Origin of the sequence: Pseudomonas gorinensis (assembly GCF_042015035.1) — a bacterium.
In the GTDB taxonomy this organism is placed as follows: Bacteria; Pseudomonadota; Gammaproteobacteria; order Pseudomonadales; family Pseudomonadaceae; genus Aquipseudomonas; species Aquipseudomonas gorinensis.
Window position 1 is genome coordinate 1,712,540 of record NZ_CP167125.1, and the last position, 14,124, is coordinate 1,726,663.

Genomic DNA, 14,124 nt, shown 5'->3' on the forward strand with positions numbered 1-14,124 from the left:
CTGCGTCGCGTTTCTGGATTTCACGCCGGCTGCGGCGCTACTCGCTGTTGCGTCTTCCCCTGGGACTGCGCCCAGTTCTCTGGCAAGTTGATGTAGTCCACCAACTCCCGCAGCCGGCCCTGATCGCGTCCGTTGAAGTTGAACACCAGTCGCGTCAAATGGCTGAACCTCGGTTCATCATGCTCCTCGCCGGTATAGGCAAGCTGCTGGAACTCTCCACTCAACCGTAGGCTGGCGAACTCGTTCTGCAAATGAGCCAGCGCACGCTCGCTGAGCGGGTGATTCATGCGCACCACGAATTCACGCTTCAACCAGCGTGTGGAATGGAAGTTGGCATAGAACTGATTGATCTCTTCGACGGCCTCTTCAGCGCTGTACACCAGGCGTATCAGCTTGAGGTCAGTGGGGAGGATATAGCGATTGGCTTCCAGTTGATTGCGGATAAAGTCCAGGGCGCCCTGCCAGAAACCGCCTCCAGGTGCGTCCAGCAGTACCACGGGTACCAGTGGGCTTTTGCCGGTCTGGATCAACGTCAGCACTTCCAGCGCTTCATCCAGCGTGCCGAAACCGCCCGGGCACAGCACCAACGCGTCGGCTTCCTTGACGAAGAACAGCTTACGGGTGAAGAAAAAGTGGAAGGACAGCAGGTTCTCGGTACCATCGATGGTCGGGTTGGCGTGCTGTTCAAATGGCAGGGTGATGTTGAACCCAAGGCTATGTTCCAGGCCTGCGCCTTCGTGAGCCGCCGCCATGATGCCGCCGCCGCCACCGGTGATCACCATCAAGTCTGATCGGGCCAGCGCTGCACCGACTTCACGGGCCAGGGCATACAGCGGGCTCTCTACAGGCGTGCGTGCCGAGCCGAACACCGTGACCTTGCGCCGGCCCTTGAACTGCTCCAGTACACGGAAAGCGTGGTCCAGCTCGCGGATCGCCTGCAAGGTGATCTTGGCGTTCCAGCGGCTACTGTCGTCCTGGGCCATGCGCAGAACGGTCAGGATCATGTCGCGATAAAGGGGGATGTTAGGGCTGTCAGGCGCAATCAGCTGGAGTTGAGCGTCGACCTGCTGTGTGAGGTCAGCTCCGTTTGCTTCAAAATGCTGAAGCAGGCGGTCATTCGGTTCGTAAGGCATTCAACGTCTCCTTCTTCACAGAGGCCAGGTCAACGACGAGATATTCGTCCGTCGCCACGACACTGCATGTGTCGCTGCATGCCCAAGGCAATGAACAATGTTCGCCAAGCGGCAAAGCGGGCTCTGTATGTTCCTTGTGATGTAAAAACCTTTGCACTGCAAGTTGCAGGAGGGCAACCCTCTTTTGCCCTGAAAATGTTACAGGACGGCGTGAAGACCGCTGTAGAAGGGCTGCTGGGATGACTTGATCATGGGCCGAAAAACCCTTGGCTGGCAACCGCTTATTGGTCGCTCATCACGGTAGTTTGACTGCCGCTGGAAACGGAATCGGGGAAATCGGCGCGCCGCTGGACAGCCGCGCGCGAGGGCCAAGCCACATTACTTTTTCTTTTTCGCCGCAGCCGGTGCCGGGCAATCTGCTTCCACGAACTTCACTGATGCCACAGGACGGTTGGTCTTGTTCTCGGTGATTTCGTAGCGCATCACCGCGCCCTTGGCCATCAGCTCGCGGTAGCCCTTGTTCAGGCATACGCTCTGACCCAGCTGGAAATACACTGCCTTGGGGTTGGCGCGCATCTGTTCGGCGCGATCAGGCAGCACGCTGAGGTGGTCGATCAGTTGCATTCCCTCAACGGTGTAGGCCACTTCCAGGGTTTTTTCGTCAATTTCCCGGGGCAGCTCCTTGTTGCTTTCGGCCGCGACGCTTTGCAGCTTCTTGTTCATTTGCGCCTCCAGCAACGAGGCTGCCTGGGCGCCCACAGGCAGGACCAACGCGAGCGCGACGGATGGGGCAACAAGACGCAGCATGGAACGCAGCATGAAACTCTCCTGATTCGGTTACTGGTGCATAGACCAGCCACTGCGCTATGCGTTCAGTGGCGCGCAATTATAGTGGACCCCTTGCCATGACAGCCAGGCGTATCGATGGGAAGTACGACGGGCTCTGGTAAACTGCGGCCACTTAAGCCCTTCTCGAGTTCCCCCAGTGTCGATTTCCTCTTCCGTGTGGCGCATCCAATGAGCCATGCCGTCTCCCGCCTGCGCACCCAACGCCTGGCGCGGGCCGTCAGGCCTTTTGTCAACCGTGGCTCCCGCGCCGAGCGCTGCCCCGGCTGCCGGGTGATCCCGCAATACTGCCTATGTGCCTGGCGGCCTCAGGTCGAGGCCCGGTCTGCGATGTGCCTGTTGATGCACGACGTCGAACCGATGAAACCGAGCAACACCGGCTGGCTGATCGCTGATGTCATCGACGACACCCGTGCATTTGCCTGGTCGCGCACCGAGGTCGATCCTGAACTGCTCATCTTGCTCGCAGATCCGCAATGGCAGCCGTATATCGTATTCCCTGGCGAATTTGTCGCACCTGAGCGAGTGGTCAGCGAAGTCGTCGTAGGGGAGGGCAAGCGCCCGCTGTTTATCCTGCTGGACGGCACTTGGAGCGAAGCGCGCAAGATGTTTCGCAAAAGCCCCTATCTGGAGCATCTGCCTGTCCTGAGCCTGGCCCCGGAGCAACTGTCGCGCTATAAACTGCGGCGTTCCAAGCGGGATGATCACTTCTGCACCGCCGAAGTGGCCGCGCTGTGCCTGGAGCTGGCCGCCGACCAGGCCGCGAGCGAAGTGCTGGATGCTTATCTCGACGTGTTCAGCACCCATTACCTGGCCGCCAAGTTCCAGTTACCGCTGGACTTGGCAGACATCGTCCATACTCGTCTTGCACCCTATATCCCGGCGGTATAACCAGACGACGTTTGCATGATGGCACTGCAGCCCCACAACTCGCTAAAATGCCACGGGCGTAGTGCTTGACCCCCCAGGCTGCGCTGGGCATGCTGGGCGCCGATCAGGGCGCAACCGTGAGTTTTCAACGTCGTTCCAGGTGTTTTTGACGTTGAGCCTGCCCTGTGGCGATGGCTGCCTGGCCATCGCCTTGTGTACTGGCGAACCCTGAACCCATCAGGGCTGCCATAAAAAACAGGATCATTTAATCAATGGCCACATACGAAATCCTGATAGCCGATGACCACCCGCTGTTTCGCAGTGCATTGCATCAGGCGGTAACCCTGGGCCTGGGCCCCGATGTCCGCCTGGTCGAAGTGGCCAGCATTGCCGAGCTGGAAACCCGCCTCACCGAAAAATCCGACTGGGACCTGGTGCTGCTCGACCTGAACATGCCCGGCGCCTATGGTTTCTCTGGGTTGGTGCTGCTGCGCGGGCAATACCCGCAGATTCCGGTGGTGATGGTCTCGGCCCAGGAAGAGGCCGACGTGGTGGTGCGCTCCAAGGAGTTTGGCGCCAGTGGTTTCATTCCCAAGTCCAGTTCCATGGAAGCGATCCAGCGTGCCGTGCGCGCGGTGTTGGAGGGCGATGTGTCCTGGCCGCCGCAAGCGTTTGAAGAAATCAACGTGTCCGACGAGGCCAAGGCCGCCCGTGATGGCTTGGCCAGCCTGACACCCCAGCAGTTCCGGGTGTTGACCATGGTCTGCGAAGGCCTCTTGAACAAGCAGATCGCCTACGAGTTGAGCGTGTCGGAAGCGACCATCAAGGCCCACGTGACAGCCATCTTTCGCAAGCTGGGCGTGCGGACGCGTACCCAGGCAGCACTGCTCTTGCAACAACTTGAGTCAATTTCGCAGCATTAAGCGGTCATTGCTTCACGCTTTTTTGACTTTGCTTGATCTAGTTTCCCCACTCCTTTGGTTCAGTTGCCTACATCTATGTCGCCTTTCAAGGGTCAAACCGGTATCAAACGTATCTTCAATGCAGGGGGCTACTCCCTGGATGGCCTGCGCGCAGCTTTCACCGGCGAGGCGGCTTTCCGTCAGTTGGTGTTGTTGAACGTCATCCTGATCCCACTGAGCTTCTTCCTGCACGTCAGCCGCGTCGAGCGTGCGTTGCTGATTGCGGTATGCCTGCTGGCCTTGATCGTTGAATTGCTCAATTCGGCGGTAGAGGCGGCGATCGACCGCATTTCCCTGGACCGTCATCCCCTGTCGAAAAACGCCAAGGACATGGGCAGCGCCGCGCAATTCGTGGCCCTGACCATGATCACTCTGGTGTGGGCCGTGATCCTGATCTAAGGCTCAGGCAATGCTCGGCAGCACGATCTCGTCGCTGCGCTGTACCCCGGCGGTAAAGGCGCGGCACAGTTCGAGAAACTCGCGCATGGCCGAGGTCTGGTACTTCTGTTTATGCCAGATGAAGTAGAACTGCCGGGCCAGGTCCAGGTCCGGGGTTTCCACGGGCACCAGGCTGCCCCGGCGGAAGGCATCACGCAGCGCCAATCGGGAAATACAGCCAATCCCCAGCCCGGACTCCACTGCACGCTTGATCGCCTCGGTGTGTTCCAGCTCCAGGCGGATATTCAGCGCGCTGCGGTGATGGCGCATGGCCTGGTCGAAGGTCAGTCGTGTACCTGAGCCTTGCTCCCGCAGGATCCAGGCTTCATGGGTCAACGCTTCCATGGTCGCTATGCCGCGCTTGGCCAGGTGGTGCTGCGGCGCGCAAAACACCACCAGTTCATCCTCTACCCAGGTTTGCACCTCGATATCCGGGTGGCTGCAATCGCCTTCGATTAGACCCAGGTCAATTTCATAGTGGGCCACCTGGTGCACGATATTGGCTGTGTTCTGTACATGCAGCTTCACCTGGCTTTCGGGGTGCTGCTGCATAAAGCTGCCGATCAGCAGGGTGGCCAGGTAATTGCCGATGGTCAGGGTTGCGCCGACCGCCAGGGAGCCGAAACCGGACTTGCCGTTGAGCAGGTCCTCGATTTCCTTGGCCTGGTCCAACAGGGCCACCGCCTGGGGTAACAGCTGGTGCCCGAGGGCGTTGAGGCTCAGGCGTTTACCGGCGCGGTCGAACAATTGGCAGCTGGATTGACGCTCCAGCTCGGTAATCGAAGTGCTGGCGGCGGATTGAGATAAGGCCAGGAGACCAGCAGCGCGGGACACGCTTTCCTGCTGGGCGACGGCGACGAAAACTTGCAGTTGACGGAGAGTAAATCGCATATCGATATAACCGATAACCCTTATCTTAATAATCCAGTTAACAGATATTGTCGCCGCCATTAGAATGCTGTGCAATTGCGCACCTATCATTTGGCGCAGACCCATTTCCAGGAGTCCCCCGTACATGAGCAACATGAACCACGAGCGTGTCCTCAGTGTTCATCACTGGAACGACACTCTGTTCAGCTTCAAGTGCACCCGCGATCCGGGCTTGCGCTTCGAGAACGGTCAGTTCGTGATGATCGGCCTGCAACAGCCCAACGGCCGCCCGCTCATGCGCGCATATTCCATTGCCAGCCCGAACTGGGAAGAGCATCTGGAATTCTTCAGCATCAAGGTGCCGGATGGCCCGCTGACTTCCCAATTGCAGCATTTGAAGGAAGGCGACGAGATCATCATCAGCAAGAAACCGACAGGCACCCTGGTGCTTGACGATCTGAAGCCGGGCAAACACCTGTACCTGCTCAGCACCGGTACTGGCCTGGCGCCGTTTATGAGCGTGATCCAGGATCCGGAAACCTACGAGCGTTTCGAAAAAGTGATCCTGTGCCACGGCGTGCGTTACGTCAACGAAGTTGCCTACCGCGAATTCATCACCGAGCACCTGCCGCAGAACGAATTCTTCGGCGAAGCCCTGCGTGAAAAGTTGATCTACTACCCGACCGTGACCCGTGAGCCGTTCGAGAACGAAGGCCGCCTGACCGACCTGATGCGCAGTGGCAAGCTGTTCCGTGACATCGGCCTGCCACCGATCAACCCCGAGGACGACCGCGCCATGCTGTGCGGCAGCCCAAGCATGTTGGACGAGACCAGCGAAGTGCTGAACAGCTTCGGCCTGAAAGTTTCGCCGCGCATGCGTGAGCCGGGTGATTACCTGATCGAGCGCGCGTTCGTCGAGAAGTAAAGCAGTCAGGCCATGTGCTGACTGGGCAACACAGAAGATCTGAATGTGGGAGGGGGCTTGCCCCCGATGACGGTGATTCAGTCAACTTACATGTCGACAGACCCACTGCCATCGGGGGCAAGCCCCCTCCCACATTGGGTTTCCGGTTTATCCAGCCGGCACCACTTCCAGCACACAAATCATCCCAGCCTCGGGATAGTGCCAGCGCACATCCACATCCCAGAACTGCGCTCCATATTCGCGTTCAGGCCCAGGTGTCTGGTACGCCGGCCGTGGATCCTGCGCCAGGCACTGATCGATCAACTCCACCAACGGCTCCCCAAGGCGCTGGGCGTGGCCTTGTGCCTGTTGCAGCGCCGTCTTCAGCCATTGCACCGGAATCAGTTGCGGCGCACCACTGGCGATGCTGTTGGTGGCCGTGTCGATGATGTCGGCGTAGGGCACATACGGCTTGATATCCAGCACCGGTGTGCCATCGAGCAAATCAATCCCGGAAATCCATAGTCGCCCCGGCTCGACCTTGTCCAGCTTCACCACCGACTGGCCAATCCCATTGGGCCGATGGGTGGCGCGGGTGGCAAATACGCCCATGGACGTGTTGCCGCCCAGGCGCGGCGGGCGCACTTTCAAGCGTGGCTTGTCTTCCAGGGCCTGGTGGAACAGAAACAACAGCCAAACATGGCTGACCTGCTCCAGGCCCTGCACCGCCTCGCCCTGGTCGAACGGCGCGACCAGTTCCAGCACGCCCCGTGCGGCAGGCGCCAGTTGCGGCTGGCGCGGAATGGCGAACTTCTCCTTGAAACAGGAGCGCACGAAGCCGACGGGCGAGACGTGGTAACTCATGGTTTACGCGCGAACCCGCAGCGTCAGGCCCTTGAGGAAGTTACGCAGCAACTGGTCGCCGCACGGACGGTAGTTAGTGTGGCCGGCCTTGCGGAACAGCGCGCTCAGCTCCGGCTTGGACACCGGGAACTCGGCGGCCTTGAGGATGGCATGCATGTCGTCTTCCTTCAGTTCGAAGGCCACGCGCAGTTTCTTGAGGATGATGTTGTTGGTCACCGGGGTTTCGATCGGCTGTGGCGGACGGCTTTCGTCCTTGCCACGCTTGAAAATCACCAGGCCATCGAGGAAATGCGCCATGACCTCATCCGGGCAGAACACGAAGCCCTCTTCCTCGTCTTTCTTGAGGTAAGTCAGCAGGTCTTCCTTGGTCACGTCCATGCCGCCGAGCTTGATGATCTCGACCATCTTGTTGTCGCTGATGTCGAGCATGTAGCGCACGCTGCGCAGTACGTCATTGTGAATCATGGTGGGCAATCCTGGTTTTCAACAGTGGGCGCCGCCGGGTGGGGCGGCGCCTGGAAAGGGGGAGTGGCTTAGAACTTCTCTTTGCCGGACAGATAACGCCATTGACCTACCGGCACCTTGCCGATGGACACGCCGCCGATGCGGATGCGGCGGATGGCGATGACCTTCAAGCCAACCGCTTCGCAGAACAGGGCGATCACGCCCGGTTGCGGGTTTTTCATCGCAAAGCGCAGGCGGTTTTCGTTCTGCCAGCTGGCTTTCACCGCCGGCAGCTCTTTGCCTTTGTAGGTTAGGCCATGGTTGAGGCGGTTCAGGCCATGGGCAACCATGTCGCCCTCGACCTCGACCACGTATTCCTGCTCGATCTTGGCGGCATCGGCGGTCAACTTGCGCAGTATCTTCCAGTCCTGGGTGAACACCAGCAGGCCGCTGGCCTTGGCTTGCAAGTCGGCGCTGGCGGTCAGGCGCAGGAAATGCCCCTTGAGCGGGCGCTTGCTGAAGCGGTGCTCTTCGGACAGCGTTTCGGCGCTGATCGAGGCCATGGCCGTCTCGGCATCCACGCCAACCGGCGCGTGCAGCAGGATAGTCACCGGCTCCGGCGCGGTGGCCTTGGCGTCGGGGTCCAATTCGACCTTTTGAGTCGTGACCTTGAACTGCGGCTCGTCGATCACTTCACCGTCCACCGAGACCCAGCCGCCTTCGATAAACAGCTCAGCCTCCCGACGGGAGCAACCGACCAGTTCGATAAGGCGTTTGGAGAGGCGTATGGGGTCAGTCATGACAAGGGCCGTAGCAAAAGGGGGCGGCTATTGTACCTGCCTGGAGCCGGTTAATCCCGGCTCCATTTCATTTAACCCTGGCGCGCCTGCTGCGGCGCCTGGCGCAAACGCAAATGCAGCAACGGATAAGGCTGCCCCAGGCCATCATGCTCTGTGCGTCCGATCACCTCGAAGCCTTGTTTGAAGTAAAAGCCCAGGGCCTGGGGGTTCTGTTCGTTGACGTCCAGCTCATCGGCATTCATGCATTCGATCGCGTACCGCAGCAATTGCCGGCCCAGCCCCTGGCCACGGTATTGCGGGTCGATAAACAACATCTCGACCTTGCCTGCGGCCACCCCGGCAAACCCGGTAATGCGCTGGCGCGAGTCCTTGGTGCAGATCAGCATCACCGAGTCCAGGTAGCGGGTCAGCACCAGGTTTTTCAGCAGCTCGATATAACTGTCCGGCAGGAAATCATGGGTGGCCCGCACCGAGGCCTCCCAGATCCTTGCCAAATGCGCGTAGTCGCTGGTTCTGGGTGTATGGATAACCGAATGCTGACGCATGCCCGCTGCCCCTTGCCGAAATTGGCGTCGATGGGCAAAACGATAGACCTAAAAAAGCCCCGCATCTTGTCCAGAGGCAGGGCTTTTGCACTTTATTTACAGGCGGAAGCGATCAGTCGCGTTTTTCAGCCCACAGGTCGTATTCGTCGGCGTCGGTCACGGTGCACCAGACCTTGTCACCTGGCTTCAAGCCCGTGGCATCGTCGATAAACACGTTGCCGTCGATTTCCGGCGCATCGAAGAAGCAACGGCCAACCGCGCCTTGTTCATCGACTTCGTCGATCAGCACTTCGATTTCCTTGCCGATGCGCAGTTGCAGGCGCGCCGAGCTGATCGCTTGCTGATGCGCCATGAAGCGCTCCCAACGGTCCTGCTTGACGTCATCCGGCACCACGGCCAGGTCCAGCAGGTTGGCCGGGGCACCTTCCACCGGCGAGTACTGGAAGCAGCCGACGCGGTCCAGCTGGGCTTCGGTCAGCCAGTCGAGCAGGTATTGGAAGTCTTCTTCGGTTTCGCCGGGGAAGCCCACGATAAAGGTCGAACGGATGATCAGGTCCGGGCAGATTTCGCGCCAGTTCTTGATGCGCGCCAGGGTCTTGTCCTCGAAGGCCGGGCGTTTCATGGCCTTGAGCACTTTCGGGCTGGCGTGCTGGAACGGGATGTCCAGGTACGGCAGGATCTTGCCGGCGGCCATCAGCGGGATCAACTCGTCCACGTGCGGGTACGGGTAAACGTAGTGCAGGCGCACCCACACACCCAGGCTGCTCAAGGCTTCGCACAGTTCGGTCATGCGGGTTTTCACCGGCGCGCCGTTCCAGAAGCCGGTGCGGTACTTCACGTCGACGCCATAGGCGCTGGTGTCCTGGGAGATCACCAGCAGCTCTTTTACGCCGGATTTGACCAGGCGCTGGGCTTCGTCCAATACATCACCCACGGGGCGGCTGACCAGCTTGCCGCGCATCGACGGGATGATGCAGAAGCTGCAGCTGTGGTTGCAGCCTTCGGAAATCTTCAGGTACGCGTAGTGACGCGGGGTCAGCTTGATGCCTTGCGGCGGCACCAGGTCGATCAGCGGGTTGTGGTCCTGGCGCGGTGGCACGACGTCGTGCACGGCGTTGACCACCTGTTCGTACTGCTGCGGGCCGGTCACCGCCAACACGCTCGGGTGCACATTGCGGATATTGCCTTCTTCCACACCCATGCAGCCGGTCACGATGACCTTGCCGTTTTCCTTGATGGCTTCGCCGATCACTTCCAGCGACTCTGCCTTGGCCGAGTCGATGAAGCCGCAGGTATTGACCACCACCACGTCCGCGTCCTGGTAAGTGGACACCACGTCATAACCTTCCATGCGCAGTTGGGTCAGGATGCGTTCGGAGTCAACCAGGGCCTTCGGGCAACCCAGGGAAACAAAGCCAACCTTGGGGTTGGCCTTTGCGATGGTGGTGGACATGTCTAACCTCGGTATTGAATGACGCCGCCAGTCGGGCATGACAGGGCTGCGGACGGGCGCTTGCTGCGCCTCTGATCAAAAAGTGCGCAATTCTAGCGACGGGCAACGCACTTGACCAGCTTTATGCAGGGAAATGCGACGAGTGCTGCGCTATGCTTCGCGCCGTTGCTCGCGGGGAAAGCCCTGGGTCAATAAAACGTCTGTTACGAGAAGTAAAACAGCGCATGCTAGGGTCAGCTTAGGCGCGTTGTTTATAAAAGACCTCAGGTCAAAGGGCAGGAGTGGTTGATGGGTCAGGCAAGTAGTCAGGCAGCGGGTGCCGAGCATTCAAACGCCAAGCCGATAGGCATGCTGGTGGCGGCGGTCGGGGTGGTGTACGGCGATATTGGTACCAGCCCGCTCTATACCCTTAAAGAGGTGTTTGCCGGGGGGTATGGGGTTTCAGTCAATCATGACGGGGTCTTCGGCATTCTGGCGTTGATTTTCTGGTCGTTGGTCTGGGTGGTGTCGATCAAGTACGTGCTGTTTATCCTGCGCGCCGACAACCAGGGCGAGGGCGGCATCATGGCCCTGACGGCGCTGGCGCGGCGGGCGGCGTCGCCGTATCCCAAGTTGCGGTCGGTGCTGGTGATTCTCGGCCTGATCGGTGCCGCGCTGTTCTACGGCGATAGCATGATCACCCCGGCAATCTCGGTACTCTCGGCGGTAGAGGGCCTTGAACTGGCCTTTGATGGGCTTGAGCGCTGGGTCGTGCCGTTGTCGCTGGTGGTGCTGGTGGGCCTGTTCCTGATCCAGAAACACGGCACCGACCGTATCGGCAAGCTGTTCGGCCCGGTCATGGTGTTGTGGTTCCTGGTGCTGGCGGGCCTGGGGGTGCATGGCATCAGCCAGCATCCGGAAGTGCTCAACGCGCTGAACCCGGTCTGGGGTGTGCGCTTCTTTGTCGTCCACCCCGGCATGGGCGTGGCGATTCTTGGCGCTGTGGTGCTGGCCTTGACCGGTGCCGAGGCGCTGTACGCTGACATGGGCCACTTCGGGCGCAAGCCCATCGCCCGTGCCTGGTTCGCCCTCGTGCTGCCGGCGCTGGTGCTCAACTATTTCGGCCAGGGCGCGTTGTTGCTGGAAAACCCCGAAGCGGCGCGCAACCCGTTCTACCTGCTGGCGCCGAGCTGGGCGTTGATTCCGCTGGTGGTGCTGTCGACCCTGGCGACGGTGATTGCGTCCCAGGCCGTGATTTCCGGTGCGTTCTCCCTGACTCGCCAGGCGATCCAGCTGGGCTACATCCCCCGTATGCACATCCAGCACACCTCCAGCGCCGAGCAAGGCCAGATCTACATTGGTGCTGTGAACTGGTCGTTGATGGTGGGCGTGATCCTGCTGGTACTGGGCTTCGAGTCCTCCAATGCCCTGGCTTCCGCCTACGGTGTCGCGGTGACTGGCACCATGCTGATCACCAGTATCCTGGTGTCGGCGGTGATGCTGTTGCTGTGGAAGTGGCCACCGCTGCTGGCGATTCCGGTATTGATCGGTTTCCTGCTGGTGGACGGTCTGTTCTTCGCCGCCAACGTGCCGAAAATCGTCCAGGGCGGTGCGTTCCCGGTGTTGGCGGGGATCGTGTTGTTTATCCTGATGACCACGTGGAAACGCGGCAAGGAACTGCTGATGGATCGCCTCGACGAAGGCGGCCTGCCACTGCCGATCTTTATCGGCAGCATCCGTGTGCAACCGCCCCATCGTGTGCAGGGCACCGCGGTGTTCCTCACCGCACGGCCCGACGCCGTGCCCCACGCGCTGTTGCACAACCTGCTGCATAACCAGGTGCTGCACGAGCAGGTGGTGTTGCTGACGGTGGTCTATGAGGATATTCCGCGGGTGCCGGCCGCACGGCGCTTCGAGGTGGATGCCTATGGCGAAGGTTTCTTCCGCGTGATCCTGCACTTCGGCTTTACCGATGAGCCGGACGTGCCTGAAGCGTTGAAACTGTGCCATCTGGATGAACTGGATTTCAGCCCGATGCGCACCACGTACTTCCTCAGCCGCGAAACGGTCATCGCCTCGCGGATCAAAGGCATGGCGCGCTGGCGCGAGGGCTTGTTCGCGTTCATGTTGAAGAACGCCAACGGCAACCTGCGTTTCTTCAAGCTCCCGGTCAACCGGGTGATCGAGCTGGGCACCCAGGTCGAAATGTAAGAGGCCACACCACGGGAGCCGGCAATCGGCTCCCGTTTTCGTTTCTGAACCCTGTGCAATCCAGCGTTGTCGACTAGGCTCTAAGCACTGTTGTGTAGGAGCGGGCTTGCCCGCGAAAAACGTTAACGGTAACGCCTCGATCCTCGATAAACGCGGTGTCTATGAGGCTTTCGCGAGCCAGCTCGCTCCTACAGAAGTGCCCAAAAGCCAAGAAGAGGTGCGCCATGAGTCAGCTGCTCGAACCCTATACCCTGCGCCAATTGACCCTGCTCAATCGCATTGCCGTGTCGCCGATGTGCCAATACTCCTGTGTCGATGGCCTGGCTAATGACTGGCACCTCGTCCACCTTGGCAGTCGTGCCGTCGGCGGCGCCGGGCTGATTTTTACCGAAGCCACCGCGGTCACCGCCGATGGCCGTATCACCGCCCAAGACCTGGGCCTGTGGAACGATGAACAGATCGCACCCTTGCAACGCATCACCCGCTTTATCGCCGCCCAGGGCGCGGTGGCCGGCATTCAACTGGCCCACGCCGGGCGCAAGGCCAGCACCCATCGGCCGTGGATCGGCAAGCATGGCAGCGTCAAGCCGGAAGACGGCGGCTGGGTGCCGGTGGGGCCGTCGCCGATTGCCTTTGACCCGAACCACACGCAACCCCGGCAACTGGATGACGCTCAGATCCAGCAAGTGATCAGCGACTTTGTCGCCGCCGCCAAACGTGCGTTGACCGCGGGTTTCGAGGTGGTGGAAATCCACGCGGCGCATGGTTACCTGTTACATCAATTCCTGTCGCCCATCAGCAACCAGCGTCAGGACCAATACGGCGGGTCCTTTGAAAACCGTATCCGCCTGGTGCTGCAAGTGACCGAAGCGGTGCGCGAAGCCTGGCCCCAGGAGCTGCCGTTGTTTGTGCGGGTTTCGGCCACCGACTGGGTGGAAGACGGCTGGAACCCGGATGAAACCGTGGAACTGGCGCGTCGCCTCAAAGACCTGGGCGTGGACCTGATCGACGTGTCCTCCGGTGGCACCGCCGCCAATGCCGAGATCCCCACGGGGCCGGGCTACCAGACACGCTTCGCCGAGCGTGTGCGCAAAGAGTCGGGCATCGCCACCGGCACCGTCGGCATGATCACCGAACCGGCCCAGGCCGAGCACATCCTGCGCACCTGCCAGGCCGATATCATCTTCCTCGCCCGTGAACTGCTGCGTGACCCGTACTGGCCGCTGCATGCCGACGATGATCTCGGTGGGCGCAAGGCAATCTGGCCGGCCCAGTACCAACGGGCGACTCATCGGGACCAGCCGATTCATGAGTCTGATCTCAGGGATTGAGCCTTCATCCGCGCTCACAAAACCCACCCTGGCCCGGTGGGTTTTTTTTGCCCGCAACTGTGGGACAGGGCTGTAGGTATTTATTCCTGACCCAATTATTTAAGTGAATACTCTAAAAAAATCCCACACGTCACGAGATTGTTTCTACGCTTAGGGTAAGTCTGATTCCTGGCCCAGGGAGTCAGCCGGTTTGTCTGCCGAAGCATTGCGCTTCACGGGAGGCGGGTAATGGGCACACGGAGTTTTGATCGATATCAGGAGAAACAGTCCATGGCCAAGTCCTATGGTGTAGCCGGTGTGGTGGTGTCTTTTCTGACCCGCAGGGTGTACTCGCGCGCCCAAAGGTTGAGTTCCGATGAAGCTGAATTGCTGGCGCAGTATCGCGCCCTGACCGAAAGCGATCAGGTGGCGATGCGGTATCTGATTGGCGCGATGAAGAGCGTGTCGCGGTTCTGATTCGCCGCTGAACATGGG

At 60.1% G+C, this 14,124-nt stretch carries 16 protein-coding genes; 8 read left to right on the top strand and 8 right to left on the bottom strand.

The genetic code is table 11. From position 1 onward, the window contains the following. Positions 1-20 precede the first annotated feature (20 nt). Entirely contained in the window at positions 21-1,133 is a 1,113-nt protein-coding gene (locus AB7933_RS07750; RefSeq protein WP_024073754.1) for a TIGR00730 family Rossman fold protein, read from the bottom strand. A 78-nt stretch (positions 1,134-1,211) separates the two neighbouring features. On the opposite strand from AB7933_RS07750, the gene AB7933_RS07755 reads away from it, so the two are divergent. After that, positions 1,212-1,376: a hypothetical protein gene (locus tag AB7933_RS07755; protein ID WP_155766381.1), complete on the top strand. Its 165-nt coding sequence runs from the start codon at positions 1,212-1,214 to the stop codon at positions 1,374-1,376. A gap of 135 nt (positions 1,377-1,511) precedes the next feature. Here AB7933_RS07755 and AB7933_RS07760 read toward each other — a convergent pair whose 3' ends face one another. Continuing rightward, a complete protein-coding gene (locus tag AB7933_RS07760) occupies positions 1,512-1,952 on the bottom strand; it encodes a PA3611 family quorum-sensing-regulated virulence factor (protein ID WP_024073755.1) in 441 nt (146 codons plus the stop codon). 198 nt (positions 1,953-2,150) lie between these two features. On the opposite strand from AB7933_RS07760, the gene AB7933_RS07765 reads away from it, so the two are divergent. From AB7933_RS07765 to AB7933_RS07775, 3 genes are all read left to right on the top strand, one after another. After that, on the top strand, positions 2,151-2,870 hold the full coding sequence (locus AB7933_RS07765; protein ID WP_024073756.1) for a tRNA-uridine aminocarboxypropyltransferase: 720 nt from the start codon (positions 2,151-2,153) through the stop codon (positions 2,868-2,870). 251 nt (positions 2,871-3,121) lie between these two features. Then, positions 3,122-3,772, top strand: a complete 651-nt coding sequence (gene erdR, locus AB7933_RS07770; RefSeq protein WP_024073758.1) for a response regulator transcription factor ErdR — start codon at positions 3,122-3,124, stop codon at positions 3,770-3,772. Between the two features lie 75 nt (positions 3,773-3,847). Further along, complete coding sequence (locus tag AB7933_RS07775; RefSeq protein ID WP_017137081.1) at positions 3,848-4,210, top strand: diacylglycerol kinase; 363 nt, start codon at positions 3,848-3,850, stop codon at positions 4,208-4,210. A 3-nt stretch (positions 4,211-4,213) separates the two neighbouring features. Here AB7933_RS07775 and AB7933_RS07780 read toward each other — a convergent pair whose 3' ends face one another. Continuing rightward, positions 4,214-5,140 (bottom strand): LysR family transcriptional regulator, encoded by a 927-nt coding sequence (locus tag AB7933_RS07780; RefSeq protein WP_024073759.1) that lies wholly within the window; start codon positions 5,138-5,140, stop codon positions 4,214-4,216. Between the two features lie 124 nt (positions 5,141-5,264). Between AB7933_RS07780 and fpr the strand changes: the two genes are divergently transcribed. Next, positions 5,265-6,044: a ferredoxin-NADP reductase gene (gene fpr, locus AB7933_RS07785; RefSeq protein WP_024073760.1), complete on the top strand. Its 780-nt coding sequence runs from the start codon at positions 5,265-5,267 to the stop codon at positions 6,042-6,044. Positions 6,045-6,191: 147 nt separating this feature from the next. Here fpr and tsaA read toward each other — a convergent pair whose 3' ends face one another. From tsaA to rimO, 5 genes are all read right to left on the bottom strand, one after another. Continuing rightward, a complete protein-coding gene (tsaA, locus tag AB7933_RS07790; RefSeq protein ID WP_024073761.1) occupies positions 6,192-6,887 on the bottom strand; it encodes a tRNA (N6-threonylcarbamoyladenosine(37)-N6)-methyltransferase TrmO in 696 nt (231 codons plus the stop codon). Positions 6,888-6,890: 3 nt separating this feature from the next. Then, entirely contained in the window at positions 6,891-7,352 is a 462-nt protein-coding gene (locus AB7933_RS07795) for a DUF1456 family protein (protein ID WP_024073762.1), read from the bottom strand. A gap of 68 nt (positions 7,353-7,420) precedes the next feature. Then, on the bottom strand, positions 7,421-8,131 hold the full coding sequence (locus AB7933_RS07800) for an rRNA pseudouridine synthase (protein WP_024073763.1): 711 nt from the start codon (positions 8,129-8,131) through the stop codon (positions 7,421-7,423). Between the two features lie 71 nt (positions 8,132-8,202). After that, positions 8,203-8,676: a GNAT family N-acetyltransferase gene (locus tag AB7933_RS07805; protein WP_024073764.1), complete on the bottom strand. Its 474-nt coding sequence runs from the start codon at positions 8,674-8,676 to the stop codon at positions 8,203-8,205. A 112-nt stretch (positions 8,677-8,788) separates the two neighbouring features. Beyond that, entirely contained in the window at positions 8,789-10,129 is a 1,341-nt protein-coding gene (gene rimO / locus AB7933_RS07810; protein ID WP_024073765.1) for a 30S ribosomal protein S12 methylthiotransferase RimO, read from the bottom strand. A gap of 288 nt (positions 10,130-10,417) precedes the next feature. Between rimO and AB7933_RS07815 the strand changes: the two genes are divergently transcribed. The 3 genes from AB7933_RS07815 (at position 10,418) to AB7933_RS07825 (ending at position 14,106) form a co-directional block, all read left to right on the top strand. Next, complete coding sequence (locus AB7933_RS07815; protein WP_024073766.1) at positions 10,418-12,319, top strand: potassium transporter Kup; 1,902 nt, start codon at positions 10,418-10,420, stop codon at positions 12,317-12,319. Positions 12,320-12,543: 224 nt separating this feature from the next. Further along, positions 12,544-13,650: an NADH:flavin oxidoreductase/NADH oxidase gene (locus tag AB7933_RS07820; protein WP_024073767.1), complete on the top strand. Its 1,107-nt coding sequence runs from the start codon at positions 12,544-12,546 to the stop codon at positions 13,648-13,650. Between the two features lie 270 nt (positions 13,651-13,920). Next, positions 13,921-14,106, top strand: a complete 186-nt coding sequence (locus AB7933_RS07825) for a hypothetical protein (RefSeq protein WP_024073768.1) — start codon at positions 13,921-13,923, stop codon at positions 14,104-14,106. Positions 14,107-14,124 lie beyond the last annotated feature (18 nt).

What these genes read in the sequence shown, in the direction of transcription:
- AB7933_RS07750 (WP_024073754.1), bottom strand. Translation starts at nt 1,133, where the DNA reads ATGCCTTACGAACCGAATGACCGCCTGCTTCAGCATTTTGAAGCAAAC.
- AB7933_RS07755 (WP_155766381.1), top strand. Translation starts at nt 1,212, where the DNA reads ATGCCCAAGGCAATGAACAATGTTCGCCAAGCGGCAAAGCGGGCTCTG.
- AB7933_RS07820 (WP_024073767.1), top strand. Translation starts at nt 12,544, where the DNA reads ATGAGTCAGCTGCTCGAACCCTATACCCTGCGCCAATTGACCCTGCTC.
- AB7933_RS07775 (WP_017137081.1), top strand. Translation starts at nt 3,848, where the DNA reads ATGTCGCCTTTCAAGGGTCAAACCGGTATCAAACGTATCTTCAATGCA.
- AB7933_RS07805 (WP_024073764.1), bottom strand. Translation starts at nt 8,676, where the DNA reads ATGCGTCAGCATTCGGTTATCCATACACCCAGAACCAGCGACTACGCG.
- AB7933_RS07795 (WP_024073762.1), bottom strand. Translation starts at nt 7,352, where the DNA reads ATGATTCACAATGACGTACTGCGCAGCGTGCGCTACATGCTCGACATC.
- rimO (WP_024073765.1), bottom strand. Translation starts at nt 10,129, where the DNA reads ATGTCCACCACCATCGCAAAGGCCAACCCCAAGGTTGGCTTTGTTTCC.
- AB7933_RS07800 (WP_024073763.1), bottom strand. Translation starts at nt 8,131, where the DNA reads ATGACTGACCCCATACGCCTCTCCAAACGCCTTATCGAACTGGTCGGT.
- AB7933_RS07765 (WP_024073756.1), top strand. Translation starts at nt 2,151, where the DNA reads ATGAGCCATGCCGTCTCCCGCCTGCGCACCCAACGCCTGGCGCGGGCC.
- fpr (WP_024073760.1), top strand. Translation starts at nt 5,265, where the DNA reads ATGAGCAACATGAACCACGAGCGTGTCCTCAGTGTTCATCACTGGAAC.
- AB7933_RS07780 (WP_024073759.1), bottom strand. Translation starts at nt 5,140, where the DNA reads ATGCGATTTACTCTCCGTCAACTGCAAGTTTTCGTCGCCGTCGCCCAG.
- AB7933_RS07825 (WP_024073768.1), top strand. Translation starts at nt 13,921, where the DNA reads ATGGCCAAGTCCTATGGTGTAGCCGGTGTGGTGGTGTCTTTTCTGACC.
- erdR (WP_024073758.1), top strand. Translation starts at nt 3,122, where the DNA reads ATGGCCACATACGAAATCCTGATAGCCGATGACCACCCGCTGTTTCGC.
- AB7933_RS07815 (WP_024073766.1), top strand. Translation starts at nt 10,418, where the DNA reads ATGGGTCAGGCAAGTAGTCAGGCAGCGGGTGCCGAGCATTCAAACGCC.
- AB7933_RS07760 (WP_024073755.1), bottom strand. Translation starts at nt 1,952, where the DNA reads ATGCTGCGTTCCATGCTGCGTCTTGTTGCCCCATCCGTCGCGCTCGCG.
- tsaA (WP_024073761.1), bottom strand. Translation starts at nt 6,887, where the DNA reads ATGAGTTACCACGTCTCGCCCGTCGGCTTCGTGCGCTCCTGTTTCAAG.